This is a genomic window from uncultured Lamprocystis sp. (assembly GCF_903933125.1).
GTDB lineage: Bacteria > Pseudomonadota > Gammaproteobacteria > Chromatiales > Chromatiaceae > Thiodictyon.
The window spans coordinates 50,502-70,935 of the sequence record NZ_CAIZIZ010000310.1; the positions used below are offsets into that span (position 1 = coordinate 50,502).

21 protein-coding genes are annotated in these 20,434 nt (G+C 63.1%); 13 read left to right on the top strand and 8 right to left on the bottom strand.

What is annotated here, in order from left to right:
* Positions 1–4: 4 nt before the first annotated feature.
* The 3 genes from QZY03_RS15790 to QZY03_RS15800 form a co-directional block, all read right to left on the bottom strand.
* Positions 5–835 (bottom strand): Uma2 family endonuclease, encoded by an 831-nt coding sequence (locus tag QZY03_RS15790; RefSeq protein WP_295582676.1) that lies wholly within the window; start codon positions 833–835, stop codon positions 5–7.
* 137 nt (positions 836–972) lie between these two features.
* On the bottom strand, positions 973–1,464 hold the full coding sequence (locus QZY03_RS15795) for a hypothetical protein (protein ID WP_295582678.1): 492 nt from the start codon (positions 1,462–1,464) through the stop codon (positions 973–975).
* Positions 1,465–1,647: 183 nt separating this feature from the next.
* On the bottom strand, positions 1,648–2,691 hold the full coding sequence (locus tag QZY03_RS15800) for a radical SAM protein (RefSeq protein WP_295582680.1): 1,044 nt from the start codon (positions 2,689–2,691) through the stop codon (positions 1,648–1,650).
* A 426-nt stretch (positions 2,692–3,117) separates the two neighbouring features.
* On the opposite strand from QZY03_RS15800, the gene QZY03_RS15805 reads away from it, so the two are divergent.
* The 13 genes from QZY03_RS15805 to QZY03_RS15865 all read left to right on the top strand — a co-directional run bounded on the left by QZY03_RS15805 (position 3,118) and on the right by QZY03_RS15865 (position 15,077).
* Complete coding sequence (locus QZY03_RS15805; RefSeq protein ID WP_295582681.1) at positions 3,118–3,387, top strand: phosphopantetheine-binding protein; 270 nt, start codon at positions 3,118–3,120, stop codon at positions 3,385–3,387.
* Positions 3,384–4,061 (top strand): hypothetical protein, encoded by a 678-nt coding sequence (locus tag QZY03_RS15810; protein WP_295582683.1) that lies wholly within the window; start codon positions 3,384–3,386, stop codon positions 4,059–4,061. The genes QZY03_RS15805 and QZY03_RS15810 overlap by 4 nt, the downstream gene beginning before the upstream one ends.
* Positions 4,062–4,080: 19 nt before the next feature.
* Entirely contained in the window at positions 4,081–5,445 is a 1,365-nt protein-coding gene (locus QZY03_RS15815; RefSeq protein WP_295582685.1) for an AMP-binding protein, read from the top strand.
* Positions 5,442–5,768, top strand: coding sequence for a hypothetical protein (locus tag QZY03_RS15820; RefSeq protein WP_295582687.1), 327 nt, complete (start codon positions 5,442–5,444; stop codon positions 5,766–5,768). The genes QZY03_RS15815 and QZY03_RS15820 overlap by 4 nt, the downstream gene beginning before the upstream one ends.
* A complete protein-coding gene (locus QZY03_RS15825; RefSeq protein ID WP_295582689.1) occupies positions 5,765–6,703 on the top strand; it encodes an acyl-CoA synthetase in 939 nt (312 codons plus the stop codon). Before QZY03_RS15820 ends, QZY03_RS15825 begins: the two co-directional genes overlap by 4 nt.
* A gap of 65 nt (positions 6,704–6,768) precedes the next feature.
* Positions 6,769–7,293 (top strand): LolA-related protein, encoded by a 525-nt coding sequence (locus tag QZY03_RS15830; RefSeq protein ID WP_295582691.1) that lies wholly within the window; start codon positions 6,769–6,771, stop codon positions 7,291–7,293.
* Positions 7,290–9,629: an MMPL family transporter gene (locus tag QZY03_RS15835; RefSeq protein WP_295582693.1), complete on the top strand. Its 2,340-nt coding sequence runs from the start codon at positions 7,290–7,292 to the stop codon at positions 9,627–9,629. The genes QZY03_RS15830 and QZY03_RS15835 overlap by 4 nt, the downstream gene beginning before the upstream one ends.
* Entirely contained in the window at positions 9,626–10,456 is an 831-nt protein-coding gene (locus QZY03_RS15840; RefSeq protein WP_295582695.1) for a polysaccharide deacetylase family protein, read from the top strand. Before QZY03_RS15835 ends, QZY03_RS15840 begins: the two co-directional genes overlap by 4 nt.
* A complete protein-coding gene (locus QZY03_RS15845) occupies positions 10,453–11,193 on the top strand; it encodes a bifunctional 2-polyprenyl-6-hydroxyphenol methylase/3-demethylubiquinol 3-O-methyltransferase UbiG (RefSeq protein ID WP_295582697.1) in 741 nt (246 codons plus the stop codon). The genes QZY03_RS15840 and QZY03_RS15845 overlap by 4 nt, the downstream gene beginning before the upstream one ends.
* A 34-nt stretch (positions 11,194–11,227) precedes the next feature.
* Positions 11,228–12,424, top strand: a complete 1,197-nt coding sequence (locus QZY03_RS15850; protein WP_295582699.1) for a beta-ketoacyl-[acyl-carrier-protein] synthase family protein — start codon at positions 11,228–11,230, stop codon at positions 12,422–12,424.
* A 1-nt stretch (position 12,425) separates the two neighbouring features.
* Positions 12,426–13,235 (top strand): beta-ketoacyl synthase chain length factor, encoded by an 810-nt coding sequence (locus tag QZY03_RS15855; protein WP_295582700.1) that lies wholly within the window; start codon positions 12,426–12,428, stop codon positions 13,233–13,235.
* Positions 13,226–13,675 carry a 3-hydroxylacyl-ACP dehydratase gene (locus tag QZY03_RS15860; protein WP_295582702.1) on the top strand — a complete coding sequence of 150 codons (450 nt, stop codon included), beginning with the start codon at positions 13,226–13,228 and terminating at the stop codon, positions 13,673–13,675. The genes QZY03_RS15855 and QZY03_RS15860 overlap by 10 nt, the downstream gene beginning before the upstream one ends.
* An 85-nt stretch (positions 13,676–13,760) precedes the next feature.
* Positions 13,761–15,077 carry a cation:proton antiporter gene (locus QZY03_RS15865; RefSeq protein WP_295582704.1) on the top strand — a complete coding sequence of 439 codons (1,317 nt, stop codon included), beginning with the start codon at positions 13,761–13,763 and terminating at the stop codon, positions 15,075–15,077.
* 423 nt (positions 15,078–15,500) lie between these two features.
* Here QZY03_RS15865 and QZY03_RS15870 read toward each other — a convergent pair whose 3' ends face one another.
* From QZY03_RS15870 to QZY03_RS15890, 5 genes are all read right to left on the bottom strand, one after another.
* The gene (locus QZY03_RS15870) at positions 15,501–16,259 is read right to left on the bottom strand and encodes a glycosyltransferase family 2 protein (RefSeq protein WP_295582706.1); all 759 of its coding nucleotides are present in this window, start codon (positions 16,257–16,259) and stop codon (positions 15,501–15,503) included.
* Positions 16,260–16,270: 11 nt separating this feature from the next.
* Positions 16,271–16,999 carry a lysophospholipid acyltransferase family protein gene (locus QZY03_RS15875; protein ID WP_295582708.1) on the bottom strand — a complete coding sequence of 243 codons (729 nt, stop codon included), beginning with the start codon at positions 16,997–16,999 and terminating at the stop codon, positions 16,271–16,273.
* A 98-nt stretch (positions 17,000–17,097) separates the two neighbouring features.
* Complete coding sequence (locus QZY03_RS15880; RefSeq protein ID WP_295582710.1) at positions 17,098–17,937, bottom strand: MipA/OmpV family protein; 840 nt, start codon at positions 17,935–17,937, stop codon at positions 17,098–17,100.
* Complete coding sequence (locus QZY03_RS15885; protein ID WP_295582712.1) at positions 17,934–18,857, bottom strand: hypothetical protein; 924 nt, start codon at positions 18,855–18,857, stop codon at positions 17,934–17,936. Before QZY03_RS15885 ends, QZY03_RS15880 begins: the two co-directional genes overlap by 4 nt.
* A gap of 137 nt (positions 18,858–18,994) precedes the next feature.
* Positions 18,995–20,335, bottom strand: a complete 1,341-nt coding sequence (locus tag QZY03_RS15890; RefSeq protein WP_295582713.1) for an NAD(P)/FAD-dependent oxidoreductase — start codon at positions 20,333–20,335, stop codon at positions 18,995–18,997.
* Between the last annotated feature and the right edge of the window lie 99 nt (positions 20,336–20,434).

Consider the following 20,434-nt stretch of genomic DNA (forward strand, 5'->3'; position numbering starts at 1 on the left):
AGGCTCAAGGCTCCAACCCCAGGGCACGCAACCGCGCGGCCAACTGCTCGGCACGCGCGTGCTCCTGCTCGGCGCGGGCTCGCTCCTGCTCGGCACGGGCACGCTCCTGCTCGGCACGGGCACTCTCCTGCTCGGCACGGGCACGCTCCTGCTCCGCACGAGCACGCTCCTGCTCGACACTGTCACGCGCCGACTGCGCTTGCGCGGCCTCGTGCTCAGCCTTGGCGGTCGCCTGCGCGGCACGCGCCGCCTCATCACGCAGCCGCGCGGCCAACTCGACCGAGGTCAAGAACGGCTGCCCCTGCGGATCGAAGATCTCCAGCGTCTCGCCGCTCAATGCAAAGCGGATACCCAGCCGCGGGCTGACCCAGCCCTTCAAGTGGGACATCCGCCGCAGCCGTCCCTCCTGGCGCAGCCAAACCTCCAGCGTGTTGGGCGAAGGATCATAGACGTAGTACTCCTCAACCCCATAGGCATCATAGAAGGCCAGTTTGTCTGCCATCTCCTTGACGCTGTTGGCCGGAGAGAGGACCTCGAAGACCACCTGCGGGGCAATACCGCCCTCTTCCCACTGTTTGTAAGAGCCGCGGCGACCCTTGGGCCGGCCAACGACGACCATCACGTCCGGGGCCACGGGCCCGGTGATCCGGCGCTCAGGAACCGGGTACCAGAAGAGATCCCCGGCGATGAAGACATTCGGGTCCTGCGCAAAGAGGATCTCGAGATTCTCCTTGATCTTGACCAGCCACTCATACTGCTCGGTGTTCTCCGCCATGGGCTCGCCGTCGCTCTCCGGATAGGGATCGTCGGGGTCGAAATGTGCGAGAGGATTCATCGCTACGGTCCTCCTCTAGGGTGGGCATCAGTCGGCAGTGTAACCAAGCCGGCCGCGATCGGCACGCCGCCGCGCCGCAGCCCAAGGCTTCGACCTTGGCGCCCGCGCGCAAGCGGTATCCGTGAACGATGACGCGGCTAAGCCGCTGTTTCGGACCTCACCCGGCGCGACACCTTGATCGTCGCAAGTGAGGCGATGCCATCCACCTCAAGCTCCGGACTCAGATTGGGCCTCAGCCCACGCGGCTGGCGCGGATGAGGCGCAAACCCCTCGCCGACCCGCGCCAAGTCGGCCTTGCTGCTGCTGTAATAGCGTGCCGCCTGAAGCGTTTTCGGCAGATTCTTCAGCACATGCCACAGGCTCCAGCGATGTTGCCACAGGCGTCGCGAGAAGCGCCGTCGATAGCCCTTGCTATCATAGAATCGACGGACCTGCGTGTTATAGAGTGCGTCCATTTCCACTCGCGAAGCGAAGCCCTTCGGCAGGTAGACAAAGTTGAGACAGTTCATCAGCCGCCAGTCTTCGTTGAACTCGCCCGATTCACCTCCGACGCAGTCATCCCAGATCGGCGCCCCATACATGGGACTAAACTTGCTCATATTCATTTCGTCGAGATCGAGCGACAGCATGTAATCGCTGGTCGCGGCGATCGTTTCCGGTGTCTCGCCGGGCAGCCCAAAGATGAATAGTCCTTTTGGCCTCGATCAAGATTCCGGCCGCTTGGGCTCGCCGGGTGCGTAGTCAGGCCATCCTGGCCGGACACCGTCAGGGCTGGAAGCCCTGACTACGCATGCCGTTGGCCGGGGTTACGATCAAGGCCGTCCTTTTGCCCGCAGCCCCGCGGCGTGAATCTGCTCGACCGTCTTACGGACGCTGTCCAGGCTGACGCCGGCCTTATGCCGCTCCATCATGCCCGGATCGGCCGACTCAATCCCCATGGACACCATCAATGCACCAGCGCGCTTGAGCAGACACAACAACTCGTCCGACGTGTGGCCGGTGCGCACCGCGCAGTTGAAATCCATGCCGAGGGGTTTCGCGATCAGCTTTTCACATAAATCCGTCACGCGCTTGCGTTGTGCGGTGAAAAGGTCGTCGTAGAAATTGATATGGCGGACACCGAAACGGTCACGCAGGTACTTCATGTGCGCATAGACGTAATCCGCAGAATTCGTCTTGTACAAGCGCTCAAACACCGTGCGATCACAGAACGAGCACGTGTAAGGGCAGCCGCGGGAGGTGACCATGGTCGCGCCATACCGCTTGACGTAGGAAAACAGTGGCAGATGGTAACCGCGGGGGAAACCGGCGAGTTTTTCGTAAGCGGGGAAAGGCAGATCGTCGAGATCGAGGATGCGCTGGCGCCGGGGGTTGGAAACGATGTCCTCGCCGCTGCGATAGCAGAGATTGGCGATCGCGCGTGGATCCCGGTGCTCGGCCAGGTCCAGCATCGTCCCCTCGCCTTCGCCGATGCACAGATAATCGATTTCCGGAAAGTGTCGCAGCAGCGCTGCGCCAATCGAGGAAACGTGCACATTGCCGAACACGATTCGAACCTGCGGACGTTTCGCCTTGACCCGCGCCGCGATCTCGAAGGCATCCATGAAGCCCGAGGTCGTGACCGAAAAGCCGACCAGTTCGGGGTTCGTCGCCAACACGATCGCGGCATTGGCGTCGATCGAAGCGGGCGCGCCGGGGCCGAGACAATCGTGTACAGCACATGGGTGACCATGCTGTTCCAGCCATGCCGCCAGTTGCAGGATGCCCAACGGCGCCATGCGATTCGCCAGCAGCGAGAAATCCGGCTGACCGGGTACGAAATTGAATCCGGCCGGGTGAACAAGGGTGATTCTCATTTATTTTCAATAACTTGATTTCATCCAAAAACACCGGGAAAAGGTCCGCCTGGACCGGCAGCCACCAACCGAAGAACAGCCGTAGCGCGCACGCGGGAGTTTAGGCCGCACAAATTATCGAGTAAACTGTCAGTAACGATTTTGGGTACGAAACGGCGGACACCTGTCGCGCCCGGGATCAGGCAACCGTCAATCGGCGCGGAAATAAAAAGCCCAATGATCGCTAAGATATAGTTTACAAAGGCCAGGGACGCCTGATCTTTGCCGACGGATCGATCGGCGATTTTTTGCAACGGACATTTGATCTGGATTATCCACAATGCGAACGAATCGGGATATCGCTAACCCACGGCTCGGCGCGGGCTCGCACTGCTGGCCCTGCGCCAAGGGCGTTTGGCTCGATCTCACGTAAGCTGCGAAATCACCATGTCTGAAGCCAATCGTGAACTGCAAAGCGAGGTCGCCCGACTTATTGTCGATGCCCTCAATCTCGACATCAAGCCCGAAGCGATTCAATCCGAGGCCCGCCTATACGGCGAGGGAATGGGCCTCGATTCCATCGACATTCTGGAAGTGGCCCTGGCCGTATCCAAGCACTTCGGCTTTCAGTTGCGTACGGATAATGCGGACAATGTCCGAATTTTCAATTCTCTGCGCAGTCTCACGGAGCACATTGCGGCGGCCCGGACAAAATGAGCCTTACCCCAGCCTGCGCGGCCCGGCGGACCCTGATCGCCGCCGGGGTTATCGCTTATCCGGTACTGGCGTATTACAGCACCACCCCGGAGGCGGTCAATACCGTTCCGGCGCTGGGTCTCACTATCTCCCTGACGCCCGTGCTGGCGCTACTTACGTGGTTGGCCTGGCGTTCGCCCCGGCGGGTTGCCATGCTTGCGCTTTGCGTCGCGGTAGGGTGCCTGCTATGGCGGTACCGGGACACGCTGGAAGGCAATGTCGGCTGGGTCTATTTTATCCAGCATGCCGGCACTTACGTTCTGCTGGGCGCTGTGTTTGGCATGACTCTGATGCGCGGGCGGCACCCCCTGTGCACCCGTTGTGCACAAGCGCTACGCGGTCATCTCAGCCCGGAGGTGGCCCGCTACACGCGCTACGTCACACTGGCTTGGACGCTGTTTTTTCTAGGCATCAGCCTGATGTCCACGCTTCTGTTCTTCTTCTGCAGCATGGATGTCTGGTCGGTTTTCGCTAATTTTCTGACACTGCCACTGATGGCGCTCATGTTTGTCGCTGAGCATCTGGTGCGCCTGCGCAAGTTGCCATACTTGGAACGCCACACCATCATGGATAGCATCCGCGCCTTCCGCAACATCCCCGAGGCAAGCCCCGGCGTGTCCCTTCGTCCCCGTTGAACCACCATTGCATCCGAGCATGTCGACACTGCCGCTGATTGCCCATCACAGCCCTGATGCCATCGTGGCCTGGCGCGACAGCCGTCCGATCAGCGCCCGGCAGTTTCTCAGTGATGTTGATCAGGTGGCCGGATTGCTGCCCGCGGGGCGGAGTGTGCTCAACCTGTGCCGCGACCAGTACCATTTTGCCGTGGCCCTGGCGGCGTGCATCGTCAGCGACCGGGTCAGCCTGTTGCCGTCCACGCACACCCCGGAAATGGTCCGGCAGATGCGACACATCGCCCTGGATGTTTTTTGTATTGCCGACCAGGATGCGGGCGGTGTCGACTTGCCCGTCTTCCACTATCCCGACCGGATGCCGACGTCCGCTGCTGACCGGATGATCCCCAACATCGATTGCGAACAGGTCATCGCGCAGGTGTTTACGTCCGGATCCACGGGCGTACCCGAGCCCCATCTCAAACGCTGGGGCAGCCTGGTGCGCAGCGTGCGTGCGGAGGCGCAACAGCTAGGTGTCACCGCCGGCTACGCCACGCTCGGAACCGTGCCGGCCCAGCACATGTATGGTCTGGAATCCACCTTACTGATGCCCCTGCAGAGCGGTGGCTCGCTGCATGCCACACGCCCCTTTTATCCAGCCGATATCTGCGCGGCACTGGCGGCCCTGCCCCGGCCGCGGTTGTTGGTCACGACGCCCTACCACCTGCGGACATTGCTGGCGGAATCAGGCGCCGTGCCGGCCGCGGACCTGCTGCTGTCCGCCACCGCGCCGCTCGCGCGCGACTTGGCGGTCGAGGCCGAGACCCGTTTCGCAGCCCCTTTGTTCGAGATTTACGGCTGCACCGAGACCGGCCAGATTGCCTCCCGACGCACCACCCGTGGTGCCGCCTGGCAGACCTTCGCGGACGTCCACCTGCGTTGCGAAGGGGAGACCGTCTGGGCCGAGGGCGGGCCCGTCACGAGGCCGACACCGCTGAGCGACATCATTGAGTTGGTAGACGCGGACCCGACCCGTTTCCTGCTCCACGGCCGCCATGCCGAAGTCGTCAATATCGCCGGCAAACGGACCTCGCTCGGTTATCTCAATTACCATCTCAACGCCATCACGGGGGTGCTGGACGGCGCTTTTCTCCAACCGCCCGAAGGCGATGATCACGCGACGGGCGGCATCCGCCGCCTGATTGCTCTGGTGGTGGCACCGGAGTTGACGCCGACAGCCCTCATGCAGGCGCTGCGCGAACGCATCGACCCGGTCTTTCTCCCCCGACCGCTGCTGTTCGTGGATGCGCTGCCGCGTAATGCCGCCGGGAAACTGCCGGACCACGCGACCCAGGCGCTTCTGGCACGCTTGCAATCACCGACGACAACTGACCTCCAGACATGACGGATGTCAGCCTGCCGCTTTCAATCGCTGCCGATCATCCGGCCTATGCCGGTCACTTTCCCGGCCGGCCGATTCTGCCGGGCGCGGTGCTGCTGGACGAGGCCCTCCATGCCCTGGCCGCACAGCAGGGGTGCGAGGCGGCCGTCGGTCAGATCAAATCGGCGAAGTTTCCGAGCCCGGTTCAACCGGGACAGCCGCTCTGCCTCAACTATGCCGCGACGGCACCAGGCGTGTTCCGCTTCGCGGTCCTGGCTGGCGGGCGGCTGGCAGCCAGCGGCGTCATGACCTTCGCGGCGACTGGCCAGGGAGCTGAGACCGCGTGATCCCTCCCGACCTCGCGCGCCAAGCCGAATGGGCGCGACGCCAGGAACGCAGCAACATGGCCATGCTGCGCGTGATGACCTGGATCTCGCTGCAGCTGGGGCGCCGCATCGCGCGCGGACTGCTGTTCGGCATCAGTTTCTACTTCCTTTTATTTGCCTCGGCCGCACGACAGGCCTCCCACGCCTATCTGCGGCGCGCCCTGGGGCGGGCACCACGGCTGCGCGAACTGTTTTGGCACTTTCACACCTTCGCCACCTGCACCCACGACCGCGTTTACCTGCTCAACGACCGCTTGGATCTCTTCGATATCCAAGTGCATGGCGCAGCGGCGCTCGAGGCGGTGCTTGCCGCCGGTCATGGCGCCTTCCTGATCGGCGCCCACCTGGGCAGCTTCGAGGTGGTGCGCGCGGTCGGTCGGCAGCGGCTGGGGCGACGGGTGACCATGGTCATGTACGAGAATAATGCGATCAAGATCAACGCTGCCTTAGCGGCCATCAACCCTGCGGCAGTGCAGGAAATCATCCCCCTTGGGCAACTCGATTCCATGCTCCAGGTGCGCGCCCGGCTGGACGAGGGTATGGTGCTGGGTGTCTTGGGTGATCGCACCTTGGACCGTGACCCCGTCCTACCGGTGAAATTTCTCGGTGAAACAGCCAACTTTCCTCGCGGTCCCATGCGCCTGGCGGCCGCGCTAGAATGTCCGGTGCTCTTCCTGACGGGCTTGCATCTGGGCGGCAACCGCTACGCCATCCATTTTGAGCCGCTGGCGGATTTCACGGGCATTGAGCGCAAAGGGCGCGATGCGGCCATCCGTGAGGCGCTCGCCGCCTATGCCGCCACGCTCGAGCGGCATTGTCGTGGCGCGCCGTTCAACTGGTTTAATTTCTTCGATTTCTGGCGCGGACCCGCGGGTGGCGGGCGCGATGCCGCATGATGCGGGATAGGCAGCGCTGGGGCGGGGGGGTGATCCTCAGCATTTTTTTGCTCGGATTCCAGCTGTTGACGTTGGCCGCCCAATTCACTGTCGCCGAACTCATGAGCGCATTCGCCGACAATACGTATGGGACAGTCTCCTTCACCGAGAAGAAGTACATTTCCATCTTGGACCTACCGGTGGAGTCGTCCGGCGAACTGCTGTTCGTCCCCCCCGCCCGCCTGGAGAAACGCACACTCAAGCCGAAGGCGGAAACCCTGGTGCTGGATGGCGATGCCCTCACCATTGAGCGACAGGCCCAGAAACATACGCTGCAACTCAAGGATTATCCGGAGATGGCAGCGATGATCGTGGGCATCCGCGCCACGCTGGCCGGCGACCGCGAGGCACTGGAGCAAGTCTATCACCTCGACCTCGAAGGCAGTCGTGACCGCTGGACGCTGATGCTGACGCCGCTGGCCGCCCGCGTGGCCTTCGTGCTCGCCCGCATCCGCATCGACGGGACCCGGAATGAAGTACGCACGGTCGAGATCGTACTGGCCGACGGCGATCGTTCGGTCATGAGCGTCAGCAAGAGCGCTGCGCCATGAGGCGAGCTGGCAGTGTCGCGGTCACGCTCTGGCTGGTGTTGCTATCGGCGTGTCTGTGGATGGTGATGCGGACGCATTACACGGCCGACTTGTCCGCCTTTTTGCCGCGAACCCCGACCCAGGAACAGCAACTACTCATCGATCAACTGAAATCCGGCATCGCATCCCGTCTGATTTTGATCGGCATTGAGGGGGGCGACCAAGCCGGTCGGGCGCGTGTGTCGCGCGATCTGGCCGCTCGCCTTCGCGCTGACTCCCAATTTCTGCACATTGCCAACGGTGAGTTCCTGGGCCTTGAGCGTGATACCCAAGTCTTGCTGGAGAACCGCTATCTGTTGAGCCCGGCAATGAATGCCGATCGTTTCACGGTGGCCGGCCTGCGCCAGGGCGTCGCGGACCACATCGACCTGCTTGCCTCCTCGGGCGGGCTGCTCAGCAAGGGATTGCTGCCGCGCGACCCCACCGGTGAGTTCATGCAGTTGCTGGATGCCATGGCAAGCGGTCAGCGACCGCAAACAGTCGACGGCGTCTGGTTTTCGCGCGACGGTCAGCGGGCCCTGCTCCTGGCCCGCACCCGTGCCGAAGGGGCGGACACGAACGGGCAGTCCATGGCGGTCGAGGCCGTCCGTAGCGCCTTTGCGACGGTGTCACCGCCGCCAGGCATGTCGCTGGCGCTGACCGGCCCCGGCCCCTTCTCGGTGACGGCACGCGCCACCATCAAACGCGACGTGCTCGCGCTCTCCGGTGTCGGCAGCCTGATCATTATCAGCCTGCTGCTCCTGGTCTACCGTTCGCCCATCGCGTTGCTGCTGGGCATGTTGCCGGTACTGTCAGGCGCGGTGGCCGGCATCGCGGCGGTGAGTCTCGCATTTGGCATGGTGCATGGGATCACGCTCGGTTTTGGCATCGCGCTCATCGGCGAGGCGGTGGACTATTCCACCTACCTCCTCATTCAGTCCGAACAGACGAACAGCACAACCAGCAAGACCCGGAGCCACTGGAACGCGGCCTTCTGGCCGACAATCCGCATCGGCGTGCTGACCTCCGTCATCGGCTTTGCCTCACTGCTCGCTTCCAGCTTCCCCGGCCTTTCCCAACTGGGCCTTTTTTCGATCACCGGCCTGGTCACCGCCGCCCTGGTGACCCGCTTCGTCCTGCCGACCCTGCTGCCTCGTGACCTGCGCGTGCGCGATCTCACGGCCGCAGGCCGCCACCTGCAGGTCTGGGTTGAATGGGCTGGCCGGTTGCGCGGACCTGTCCTGGTCTTGTTCATTGCCGCCTGTAGCGTGCTGCTGGCGAAGCATGACGACCTGTGGAACCGGGAGTTGGCGGCCTTGAACCCGGTGTCTGATGCCGACCAGGCCCTCGACATGGCGATGCGCGCCGACCTGGGCGCCCCGGACGTGCGCTATCTGGTCGTCGTGACCGCAAACGATCGCGAGACGGCGCTCGCCACCAGCGAAGGTGTGGCGAGCGCGCTGCAGCGGCTGGAAGGGGCTGGCACGATCACGGGTTTCGAGAGTCCCGCCGCCTATCTGCCCAGCCAGGCGCGCCAGCGCCAGCGCCAGGCCAACCTGCCGCCCGACGCCGAACTGCGTTGGCGGTTCCAGGCGGCCATTGCCGAACTGCCGCTGAAGGCAGATCGCTTCGATCCGTTTTTTGCGGATGTGGCGAAGGCGCGCGGCCAGGCGCCCTTGACCCCGGACGATATCCAGGGAACCGCACTGGCAGAGGGCGTCGATGCCCTGCTGATGCAGTCGGGGGGGCGCTGGACCGCCTTACTACCGCTACGCATCGCGGCCACTGACAGCCTCGACCCGCGGGACATGCGACTGATGCTTGCGCAAACCGGCCTGTCAGGGGTCTACTTCATTGATCTTAAAGGCGCGGTCGACCAGCTTTACGAGGGCTATCTGCACGAGGCCATCCTGTTGTCACTTGCGGGTTTGGCCGCGATCTTCGGCCTGCTCTTCGTTGCCACCCGATCCCCCGGCCGCGTGTTCCGCATCGCCGCCCCGCTGGTAGTCGCCGTGGCCGTCACCATCGCCGGCCTGGTGCTGGCCGGTCAGCAACTCACCATCCTGCACTTGGTGGGCATGCTGCTGGTCGTGGCGATCGGCTCCAACTACGCCCTGTTCTTCGACCAGGGGGCTGTTGAAGGGAGCATGTCGCCGCGCGTCCTGGCGTCCATCCTGGTCGCTGTCGGCACGACGGTGGCCGGTTTCGGCATTCTGGCCTTTTCCACTGTACCGGTGCTCAGCGCGGTCGGCTGCACGGTCGGTCCGGGCGCGCTGCTCGCCCTGGCGTTTTCCGCCATCCTGACGCGGCGCACATGACGGTGCCGCCGCCGGTCCACGCGCCGCGCCATTGGCGCCCCACCCCGCTCTTGCAGGCGACGTTCGCGCTACACGCCGGGGCCTTGGGGTTGCTCGCGCTGCAACCGGGGTTGTGGCCCTGGAGTTTGGGTGCCTTGGCCGCCAACCACCTGTCGCTGACCGCGGTCGGCCTCTGGCCGCGCAGCCGCGGCCTTGGCCCCAACTGGGTGCGACTGCCGCCGACAGCGGCCGGGCAGGTCGCGATCACCATTGATGATGGCCCCGATCCGAAGGTCACGCCGGCGGTGCTCGACCTGCTCGACCACTTCGACGCCCGTGCCAACTTTTTTTGCATCGGTGCGATGGCGCAACGCTACCCCGACCTGTGCCGGGAGATCGTTCGCCGGGGTCATGCCGTGGAAAATCACAGCCAGCATCATGATCACCACTTCGCCATCCTCGGGCCGCGCCGGATGGCGCGCGAGATCGCAGCCGGCCAGGACAGCCTGGCCGCTGTCACCGGCCAGCGGCCCTGTTTCTTTCGGCCCACGGCGGGCCTGCGCAGTCCCTTTCTGGAACCCATCCTGGCCCGGCATGGCCTCTATCTGGCCAGTTGGACCCGCCGCGGCTACGACACCCGCAACCGGGATGCGGATGACGTGGTCCGTCGCTTAACCCATGATCTCGCCGCCGGCGACATCCTGCTGCTGCATGACGGCAACGCGGCCCGCACCGCGGCCGGTCAGCCGGTGATCCTGGTCGCGCTGCCCCAGGTGCTGGACAGGGCAGCGGCCAAAGGCCTCAAAACGGTCACCTTGCGCTCCACCCTGGACAGGCCCCCGCGATGACGCTCAGCCCCGAGACCCTGCGCAAACGCCTCATCGACCAGGCCAGCGGCCCTTACCGGGCGGTCGGACGGTTTCCCTACCATTTCGCGCGCGGTAAGCTCCGCCGCGATCCGGTGTTCGTTGGTCTGTTGAAGCGCGGACTCTTCCCCGACAACGCCCGCATTCTTGATTTGGGCTGCGGCCAGGGCCTGCTGGCGGCCTGGCTGCTTGCCGCCCGAAAACTGTATGATGCGGGTGAGTGGTCGGCGGACTGGCCCGCCCCCCCACGGGTAACCAGCCTCCGTGGCATCGATCTCTTGACGACTGATATACAACGCGCCCATCGTGCCTGCGGCCAGTGGGCCTGCTTCGAAGAAGGTGATATGCGGCATATGGACTTTGGCCAAGCTGACGTCGTGGTCATCATGGATGCTGCGCATTACGTTGATGAGTCGTCGCAGGACGACATCCTGCGACGGGTGCGTGCCGCGCTGCCGCCCAATGGCCTGTTGTTGACGCGCGTGGGAGACGCCGGCGGTGGCCTGAGGTTCCAACTGAGCCACTGGATCGATCGCACGGTGGCCTTGTTCCGCGGCATGGGCCACCTGCGCTTGTATCCGCGCCGCTTGCAGGATTGGATCCAGGCGCTGGAGGCGCTGGGTTTTCGTGTCGAGACCGCCCCCATGAATGGCCTTCTGCCTTTCGCTAACGTGATGCTGATTGCCCGGTTGGACGAAAGCGCCGGGGTAGGGAGATAAGTCAGTGCACGCTCAGACGGCCAATGGATCCCTCATGACGCCGGTGCGCCTTTCCCATTTCACTGCCAGCAGTTGCCTCGGCTGCGGACGCACAGCGACGCTGACGGCGTTACGTCAGCACCGCGGCGGCCTTGCTCCTTGTCGTTTCGAGACGGTAGACGATCTCGAAACACAAATCGGCGCGGTACCTCAGGTGGACGCTGTCGCTTTGCCCACCCCCTTGGCCGAGTATGAATGCCGCAACAACCGCCTGGCCTTGCTTGGCCTGCAACAGGACGACTTCAGCGCCGCCGTTGAGGACGCCATTGCCCGGTATGGCCCGCGGCGGGTGGGAATCCTGATCGGCACCAGCACTGCCGGCATTCTGCAGACCGAACAGGCTTACCGTCGCCGGGACCCGAACACCGGCGCTTTGCCGGACGACCTTGTCTATCAGACCACTCACAACACGTATTCGGTCGCAGCGTTCATTCGCTGTTATTTCCGCCTCGCCGGACCGGCGATGGTCGTCTCCACCGCCTGCTCGTCGAGTGCCAAAGTCTTCGCCTCAGCCGCCCGCATGCTGGCCGCCGGCGTCATCGATGCAGCCATCGTCGGCGGTGTGGACTCCCTGTGCCTGACGACGCTGTACGGCTTCAACTCGCTGGAGTTGCTTTCCGCCGAACCCTGCCGACCCTTTGATGTTGACCGCAAGGGCCTCTGTATCGGCGAGGCCGCGGCCTTTGTCCTGCTGGAGCGGCCGGGTTCCAGCCTCGACGCCGATACGGTGCTGCTGCTGGGCGCCGGCGAGTCCAGTGACGCCTATCACATGTCCGCGCCCCATCCCGACGGTCTTGGCGCTCAAATGGCCATGGCCGCGGCGCTCCGCTCGGCGGGCTTGCAGTCGACCGACATTGACTACATCAACCTGCACGGTACCGCGACGCCGAGCAACGATGCCGCTGAGGGTAAGGCCGTGGCAGCATTATTCGGCGACCGCACGCCATGCAGTTCAGTCAAGGGCGCGACCGGGCATACGTTGGGCGCCGCCGGCGGCTTAGAGGCTGTCATCAGCGCCTTGGCATTGCAAGACGGTTTCCTGCCCGGAGGTATCAATACCCGGCACCTCGATCCCGCCATTCCCATCCACTATCTGACCGCCAATAGCAATATTGTGCCGTCCAGGGTGATGAGCAATTCCTTCGGATTCGGCGGCACCAATTGCAGCCTGGTGTTCGGACGTTCAGGCTGACATGGCATCCACCACCACCCTCCGGGGTTGGATCGACGGGATCGGCGTGTTAGGCCCCGGCCTGAACACCTGGGCGCAGGCGCAGCCGATCCTGGCCGGCGCGGTCGTCTATCAGCCGCAGCCAGTACTCGTGCCGGCCGCGGCGGTGCTTCCCCCACCGGAACGTCGCCGCGTCGGTCTAGCCGCGAAGGTCGCACTGGCCGTGGCGCAGGAGGCCATCGCCAATGCCCGGCAGGATGCCGCAGCGCTCGCGGCCGTGTTCTCATCGTCCGGAGCGGATTGCGATAACTGCGATGCCATCTGTCAGGTGCTGGCGTCCGAGGATCGCCACATTTCCCCCACGCGCTTCCACAACTCGGTGCATAACGTCGCGGCCGGCTATTGGAGCATCGCCTCCGGCGCCATGACCCCAGCCACGGCGCTGTGCGCCTATGACGGCAGCTTCGGGGCCGGTTTGCTGGAGGCACTCACCCAGGTGGTCGTGGACGGCGTTGGCACCCTGCTGGTGACCTACGAGGTGCCTTATCCAGAGCCGCTGCACGCCAAGCGACCCCTTCCCTCAGCCTTCGGTCTGGCCTTGGTGTTGATGCCGCAGCCAGGCCCTCACTCCCTGGCGCACATTCAAGTCGACTTGGTCGAGGCACCCGCGGACCGGGTGACACTTGCGCAGCTCGAGGCTCTGCGCTGCCGGATCCCCTCGGCGCGCGGCCTGCCTCTGTTGCAAGTGCTGGCAGAAGGCCGTGGCGCGCGGGTGATTCTGGAATACCTGGACCCGCTCAACCTAGCCGTGGATGTCCTGCCATGCCGCTAGACTCCGCGTGGCTGCGTGCCCATCTCCCCCACCAAGGCACCATGTGCCTGTTGGACCGTATCGATACCTGGAACGCCCAGGGGATCCGCTGCACGGCGGTGAGCCATCGCGCCCCACAGAATCCCTTGCGCGCTCACGGCCGCTTGGGAGCCGTCTGCGGCATCGAATACGCGGTCCAGGCGATGGCTGCCCATGGTGCCCTGCTGGCTGCTCCCGCGGCGCCGCCCCGCGCCGGTTATCTCACCAGCGTGCGCGAGGTTGAACTGCATGTCGCGCGACTGGATGACATCGATGCCGAGCTGATCGTCGCGGCGGAACTCCTGTGCGGGAATGACAACACCGTCCTTTATGAGTTCAATGTTTCCACCTTGGGGAATCTGCTGCTGAGCGGTCGCGTCACAGTGGTGCTGGATGCGGCGAGACCGAGGACACAGACATGACACGCGCCCCCGTAACCTGCCGGGATTTCCCGCCCCCGAACAGACCGCTCGCTGGTCAAGTCATCTCGGCGAACGGAGGCCTGCGATGACGGCGTCCGCGGCGACTGTCGCCGTCCATCAGACCGAAACACTGCTGTTTTTCACCCTGCTGCAACTGACGGTGATCATTCTGGCCGCCCGCCTCGGAGGGGGGATTGCGCAGCGGCTCGGGCAGTCACCCGCGGTGGGGGAAATCATCGTCGGCATCCTGCTCGGACCTTCCCTGTTTGGCCTGCTCGCGCCCGCGGTCTTCGCCTATGTCTTTCACTCGGCTCAGCCCGCGCCCATGCAGATGCTGTCGCAGATCGGTCTGATCTTGCTGATGTTTCAGATTGGCCTGGAGTTTGATTTCGCTCATCTGTTGGACCGGCATCACCGCCGCGCCGTCACCTACGTTGCCACGGCCGGCATGGTGGCGCCATTCGCCCTCGGCTTCGGATTCGGGTACGCCACGGCCCCGTTGCTGTCACCCGGCGTCGATCGGATCGCGTCGGCGCTCTTCATTGCAACGGCCTTCTCCATCACGGCGCTGCCCATCCTCGGGCGCATGATGATCGAGTTCAAGATCACCCATCAGCCAATTGGCGTCATCGCCATCAGCGCCGCCGCGATCAACGACGTGGTCGGTTGGCTGCTGCTCGCCCTGGTCACCGCGCTCGCCCTGAGCCAGTTCAACGCCATCGATTTTGGTCTCAAGGTTTTACTGGTATTAGGGTATTTCTTGACCTGGTGGTTCGTCATGCGACCCCTGATGAAGCGCCTGATCCACATCAGCCAGGCTGGCCCGGCGCCAACCGGCGAAAAGGCCGGGCGGGGCAAGCTCACCCATAATCTTCTGGGAATTCTGCTTGCCGGCATCTTCATCTCGGCGATCACCACCTATCAGATCGGCATCTTCGCCATCTTCGGTGGTTTCATGATGGGAGTGATCCTGTATGACGAGCACGAGCTGATCGCGGCCTGGAAGGAACGCATCGGCCATTTCGTGATGGTCTTCTTCCTGCCGATTTTCTTCACCTACACCGGTCTGCGCACCAACATTGGGAGCCTGGACTCCGCTGCCGCTTGGGGTTGGTGCCTGCTACTGATCGCCCTGGCAACCCTCGGAAAATTCGGAGGCAGCTATGTCGCGGCCCGATGGGCCGGGCTATCGCATCAGGAGGGCAAAGTGCTCGGCATCATGATGAACACCCGCGCCCTGATGGAACTCATCGTCATCAACGTCGGCTATGATCTTGGTGTCATTTCTCAGCAGGTCTTCACGATGCTGGTGCTGATGGCCATCTTCAGTACCGTCATCACCACTCCGGGCCTGCGCCGCTGGTTACCGGGATTGCGGATCGGGATTTATTCCCGGCACTGAAACGGCCCACCCAAACTCACGTCCGCGCTAATAACAAGTTGTCGTTTCGTTGTCGTTGTCGTTGTCGTAATCGGAGAGGTGATTCAAGTCAGGCATGAGCAGCCCCCTGCCTTCCGGCCCCTTGGGCTCGCCGGGTGCGTAGTCAGGCCATCCTGGCCTGACACTGTCAGGGCTGGAAGCCCTGACTACGCACGCCGCTGGCCGGGATTACGATCAAGGCCGTAAACTCAATTACGACAACGACAACGACAACGACAACGACCGAGACGCCGAAGGCGTTCCCTAAGCGACTGGTTCAGTTTATAGCCATCGGACGTGATAACCGGACGTAGGGGCGGGTTTCAAACCCGCCCCTACACCAAGAATCCGTCTGGATATCAGGTACGAAGACTATGTTAGTGAACAGATCCTCAGGCCACACCTTCATCCGGCGCCCAACCGTCGTCGCAGGAGCGCGGGTAATCGCAGCAGAAAACCCAACATCAACCGCGTGTGCATCCATGTCAGCTGGGCATTGTCGCGCAGATAGTGAAAATGAGAAACACCACCTTGGTCGGCGGAAAGATACTTCACCGGAGCGGGCAGATTGATGGGGTGGACGCCGCGCCAGCACAGGCGAACCACCGCCTCGGGATCGAAATCAAAACGGCGCATCCAGCGCTGACCATGCATCACTTGACGCAGCGGTTCGATGGGATAGACGCGGAAGCCGCAGAGCGAGTCATCAATGCCCATCCACAGGGTTTCCAGGTTCGCAAACCCGTTGGATACTCTGCGACCCTGTACCCGCAGCCTGGGTGCACTGACATCAAACGCCGGCACGCCCAGGACCATCGCGTCCGGAGCCCCAACAGAGGCGGCCATGAAGTCCGGGATGCGCTCGACCGGATGCTGACCGTCCGCGTCCATAGTGAGGGCATGGGTGAAACCTTCGCTCGCGGCGAGATCGAGACCATACAGAATCGCCGCGCCCTTGCCGCGGTTTTCGGATAACACGAGCACCCTAAGCCCGCGGTCTGTTGCCGCCATGTCCTGGAGGCCCGCGGTGGTCCCGTCAGTGCTGCCGTCTACGACCACCCAAACGGGTGTCCATTGCCGACGGGCGGCGCGCACCACGTCGTAGACCAGCGCACCGGAGTCGTAGCTGGGGATCAGCACCAGATGGGTGTCGCTGATATTCAAGTCGGGCGGCATCATTGGTGCCGGGGCGCACTGAACGCTGCTTCCGCGGTGCACCCGGCGTCAGAAAGCAGAGGAGTATGGCGCAACTCGTCAATGAAATAACGCTCCAACTCCACGGTCAACACCCTGGCCTGTTCCGCGGGCGCGAACCGGCGACCAAGACGGATACGATAGGTGATCGGCATCGTGGGCCGGCGCAACAGTGACCAGCCTTTGCCGAGATAGGGCGAGTCGGTTTCAATGAAGACTGTCTGGATCGGCACCTTTGCCCGACTGGCGATGAGCGCGGCCGCCGGCGTGCAGGCGTTGATGGGCCACCGGGTAGTGCGGGTGCCTTCAGGAAACAGCAACAGGTGACTGCCGCGTGACAGTTCGGCAACGGCCTGCTTGATCATGCTCAGTTGTGCGTCGTTGCGGATATAACCGGCCAGCCGGGCGCTGGCGCCCAGGAAGACGTTATCGACAATGTCGGCCTTCATGATGCAGGCGATATTGGTCAGCCGCGACGCAATCAACAGTGCATCGAGTAGGCCGGGGTGGTTGGGAGCAATCACCAGCGGCCGTTCGCCCCGCAAGACATCAAGGGCCTCGATATCGAAGCGGCAAGCACCAATCAACTCCAGCGCACCAAGGTAGACGCGGCACGTGTGAGTGATCGTCCAACGACCAAGCGCGGCGCCCCAACACTTCGGCAAGACATACAAGAGCGGCATCGCCAACAATGAGCACGTCAGGGTCATGATACCGAACAGACCCAGACCGAACCATAGGGCACCGTATTCGTACGCGCGATGCCTCCAGCGCCTCAGCAATCCAGGCGATGATGTGACGCCCAGGCTCACTCGAACGCCTCGACCCGCGTGGATGATTCCCCGAAAATCCAGCCGACGCCAATACCGGCGGAAAAGGAATAGTCTTGCCGAACGAGCGGGCTGGCGGCGAAGGCAGCGCCGCTGAGGTTGTCCCAGCGAGCGAAGCCGCCAATCCAATAGTGCGGATAGCGCTTGGATACCGCGATCAAGAACTGGCTACCGGAGTAGCCGCCCTCGGCATCGAAGGCCGGGCGATCAGCGGTGGCATACTGCGGAGCCACCGAATAGAAGTGCTCATGGCTGCGTTCGGACCCAAACAGGGGGCCTGCGAGCAACCCCAGATTCCATCCGGGCAGCCCAACAACATCGACGATATCCAGGTTGATGCGAGGCGAGAACACCCAGCCGATATCCTCCATCCCACCGCTCACGGTAACGGCGATCCGCACTGGCAGGCGCAAGTCGAGCTTGTAGCGCCGGTCGCCGGTACGCCACAGGTGGATATCAAGGGCCGGGCCGATCTCTACCGTCGGCTGCAGGTCCGGCATCCCCTGCCGGGCACGATTCTGGTCGCTGTTCACCGGCAACGAGGCGCCAACGCTGAGGTTGAGCTCAATGCGGTGACTGTCGACGAAGACACCGCGAATGCCGTCGCGGTCGGCTTTAAAGAAATCTCCGCGATAGACGAAATAGGGAAAGGGCAGGCCATAAGCACTGGATTGGTCGGAACCGGGGTAGTCCGGGAAATACAGCGCGGTTACGCCGACGCCGAGCTCCCATAAGGGCTTTTCGCCGGCGCCGACAAAGCCGGGAAGACAGCAAAACAGCAAGGCGGTCAGGGCTGACTGTCGGCGGACCTGCGTCATGGCCCAGCTCCGGACTTTAGCAGCGGGGGAAGCGCATGACCGCCGGAGGCCTCGATCTCGACCAGCAGGTCCGCGCGGCAGACATCGGCCCGCAAGAACACCGCGGACACGGGGGCGCCGATAAACTGAATCAATTCTTGCCGTACGCTCACCACGTCTTCCCGGTACCGGATATACACCTTATAGGCAAGGTTGCCGAGCTGGAATCCGGCGCCCGGGGTCCGACGGTTCGCCTCCGCGACGACGGCGGCGATGTTGTGGAGACATTCCCGCGTTTGCGCGCGCACATCGCCCGCGTGCAGGGTCTGATGACCGACGATGCTGGCAGTGCCCGAGATGAACAGCAGGTCGCGCCCCCCCAGGTTGACCAGGGACGCGCGGGAAAAGGTCGGGCTCCGGGGACCATACTGATCAGGGTAATGATAGGCACTGATCTGACGAGGGTTTTCGATGCCGACCGGTTCCGCCCGGGCAGCCAGGAAGGCGACCTGGAGACCACCGTCGGTGGAGCCAAGGGCGCAGGCGGCCGGCACGTTGTCGATCACTGACCGACCGTGTGAAAGAAAAGCATTCTGACGACCAATATTGAACTGGTGGTAACGCTCCAGGTTGTGACTGACGCGATTGACCCCGGGGAAATAGTTCCAGAAGCGCAGGACTGCCTTGAAACCGCGGGATTCAAGCAGTTCGAAAACGGCTTCGTAGGCGGCTTGCGTCGCGGCCTGCAGGGGAGCGCAGGCACCCAGGGGCGTCACCTCAGCAGCTTCATTGCGCGTCAGACAGCCAAGCAGCAAGGTTTCACCCTCACGGTAACGGATACCGTTGTGGCAGCCGGACTCGAGTACGCCCTGACTGTACCAGACCTCGCAGAGTGCCTCCTCCCCCTCCAGCAAGGCCATGTCCACCGACAGAAGCGGCAATCCCGCGGCCTCAACAGGAATGACGGGGTGGAAAAAGCAAACGCCACCGAGCGCACTGGGCGCGCCGTCTCGAGCCTGCCGCAAAAGCCGGGAAACGGGTTGGTAATCCAGTCGCAGGAGATCTCCCGGAGGCTTCATCAGCAGCCGATCTCTTTCGTCTCTTCAACGTAACGGATATTCACCTTTCGCTGCCGCCAGGCCATGAACGTGTGCTTCAGGTTCGCCACGGCCGACAGGTAATAAATCGCCTTGAATGCAAGTACCGAACGCCAGATCGGCGTCTTGCCGAAAATATCACCCGCCAATACCGATAGCAACGCCTCCTTCACCCGGAAAACATTGCGTGGAGACATGAACATGTCGCGCATGGTGGGACTGGTAACGCGGTAGATAAACCAGGAGAACTCCTTCGGTCCGTGCTTGATGGCGCGATCAAACGCCCGCAAGGCGTGGGCTGCCTGGTCCGGTTGACGGAGGCAGGAATCGGCCGCCTCAGCACCGGCGAAGGCGCTCTGCATGGCCAGCATGACGCCGGACGAGAACACCGGATCGATGAAAGCGTAGGCATCACCAAGCAGTAACCAGTTGGCGCCGTGAGTACGATCACAGGTATAGGAAAAGTTACCGGTGGCTTCGACCCGCGTCACCAATGCTGCTCCCTGAAGCCGTTGCGCGAGGGCTGGGCACAGCGGGATGAGATCCAGGAAGAACTCCGTCACCGGCTTGGTGCGGGTCTTCATATAATGGGGCCAGGTGACCACACCGACGCTGGTGACCCCGTCGGCGAGCGGAATGAACCAGAACCACCCATGCGCGAACCAGAAGATGGTGATGTGACCCTCCTTCCGGCCCGCGTGTCGCATCGCGCCTTTGAAGTGGGCATAGAGCGATGAGCTGTTATGCTTGGGGTTGCGGTGCTTGGCCTTGAATCGGTTACCGAGGAAGGTGTCGCGACCCGAGGCATCGATGAGAAAGCGGCATTGCCAGATCTCGGTCCGGCCGTCGTCATGTTCCGCCCGGACAATGGCGCCCCCATCGTTCGGCAGGAACTCCACATCGCGGACGCGACAACCTTCGATGACGTTGGCGCCTTTACGCCCGGCATTGCGGATCAGGATCTCGTCGAACTCCGAACGGCGCACCTGGTAGGCGTACGGCATCGACTTGTCCCAGGCATCGGCGAATTCGAAGGATTGGCTATGCTCGTGCCAGGGGGACACGAATTCCGCTCCCCATTTCTCCATGCCGATACCCGCAACTTCCGCACGCACGCCCAGTTTTTCGAAGAGCGGCAGGTTAGCCGGCAGCAGCGATTCGCCGACGTGGAAGCGAGGATGGCGGGCTTTTTCCAGCAGAGTAACCCGGTGGCCTTTTTCAGCCAGCAAGGTGGCCGCAGTGGTACCGGCCGGCCCCCCACCGATCACCAACACGTCACAGCATTGATCGGCGTGACTGGTTTGCATGAGATCAGACAGCATGACGTTTCTCCATTTTCCCCGGCTGACGGCGCAACCTCAGCAGAGATCCGGCCGCATGAACTGAAACTCAGAAAAATTTCTGCTGAACCAAATGCAATC

Excerpts from the sequence above, each read along its gene's own strand:
- QZY03_RS15820 (WP_295582687.1), top strand. The coding sequence starts at position 5,442 with ATGACGGATGTCAGCCTGCCGCTTTCAATCGCTGCCGATCATCCGGCC.
- QZY03_RS15880 (WP_295582710.1), bottom strand. The coding sequence starts at position 17,937 with ATGACGCAGGTCCGCCGACAGTCAGCCCTGACCGCCTTGCTGTTTTGC.
- QZY03_RS15860 (WP_295582702.1), top strand. The coding sequence starts at position 13,226 with ATGCCGCTAGACTCCGCGTGGCTGCGTGCCCATCTCCCCCACCAAGGC.
- QZY03_RS15850 (WP_295582699.1), top strand. The coding sequence starts at position 11,228 with ATGACGCCGGTGCGCCTTTCCCATTTCACTGCCAGCAGTTGCCTCGGC.
- QZY03_RS15800 (WP_295582680.1), bottom strand. The coding sequence starts at position 2,691 with ATGAGAATCACCCTTGTTCACCCGGCCGGATTCAATTTCGTACCCGGT.
- QZY03_RS15840 (WP_295582695.1), top strand. The coding sequence starts at position 9,626 with ATGACGGTGCCGCCGCCGGTCCACGCGCCGCGCCATTGGCGCCCCACC.
- QZY03_RS15795 (WP_295582678.1), bottom strand. The coding sequence starts at position 1,464 with ATGCTGTCGCTCGATCTCGACGAAATGAATATGAGCAAGTTTAGTCCC.
- QZY03_RS15845 (WP_295582697.1), top strand. The coding sequence starts at position 10,453 with ATGACGCTCAGCCCCGAGACCCTGCGCAAACGCCTCATCGACCAGGCC.
- QZY03_RS15855 (WP_295582700.1), top strand. The coding sequence starts at position 12,426 with ATGGCATCCACCACCACCCTCCGGGGTTGGATCGACGGGATCGGCGTG.
- QZY03_RS15875 (WP_295582708.1), bottom strand. The coding sequence starts at position 16,999 with ATGACCCTGACGTGCTCATTGTTGGCGATGCCGCTCTTGTATGTCTTG.
- QZY03_RS15810 (WP_295582683.1), top strand. The coding sequence starts at position 3,384 with ATGAGCCTTACCCCAGCCTGCGCGGCCCGGCGGACCCTGATCGCCGCC.
- QZY03_RS15890 (WP_295582713.1), bottom strand. The coding sequence starts at position 20,335 with ATGCTGTCTGATCTCATGCAAACCAGTCACGCCGATCAATGCTGTGAC.
- QZY03_RS15865 (WP_295582704.1), top strand. The coding sequence starts at position 13,761 with ATGACGGCGTCCGCGGCGACTGTCGCCGTCCATCAGACCGAAACACTG.
- QZY03_RS15805 (WP_295582681.1), top strand. The coding sequence starts at position 3,118 with ATGTCTGAAGCCAATCGTGAACTGCAAAGCGAGGTCGCCCGACTTATT.
- QZY03_RS15790 (WP_295582676.1), bottom strand. The coding sequence starts at position 835 with ATGAATCCTCTCGCACATTTCGACCCCGACGATCCCTATCCGGAGAGC.
- QZY03_RS15815 (WP_295582685.1), top strand. The coding sequence starts at position 4,081 with ATGTCGACACTGCCGCTGATTGCCCATCACAGCCCTGATGCCATCGTG.
- QZY03_RS15835 (WP_295582693.1), top strand. The coding sequence starts at position 7,290 with ATGAGGCGAGCTGGCAGTGTCGCGGTCACGCTCTGGCTGGTGTTGCTA.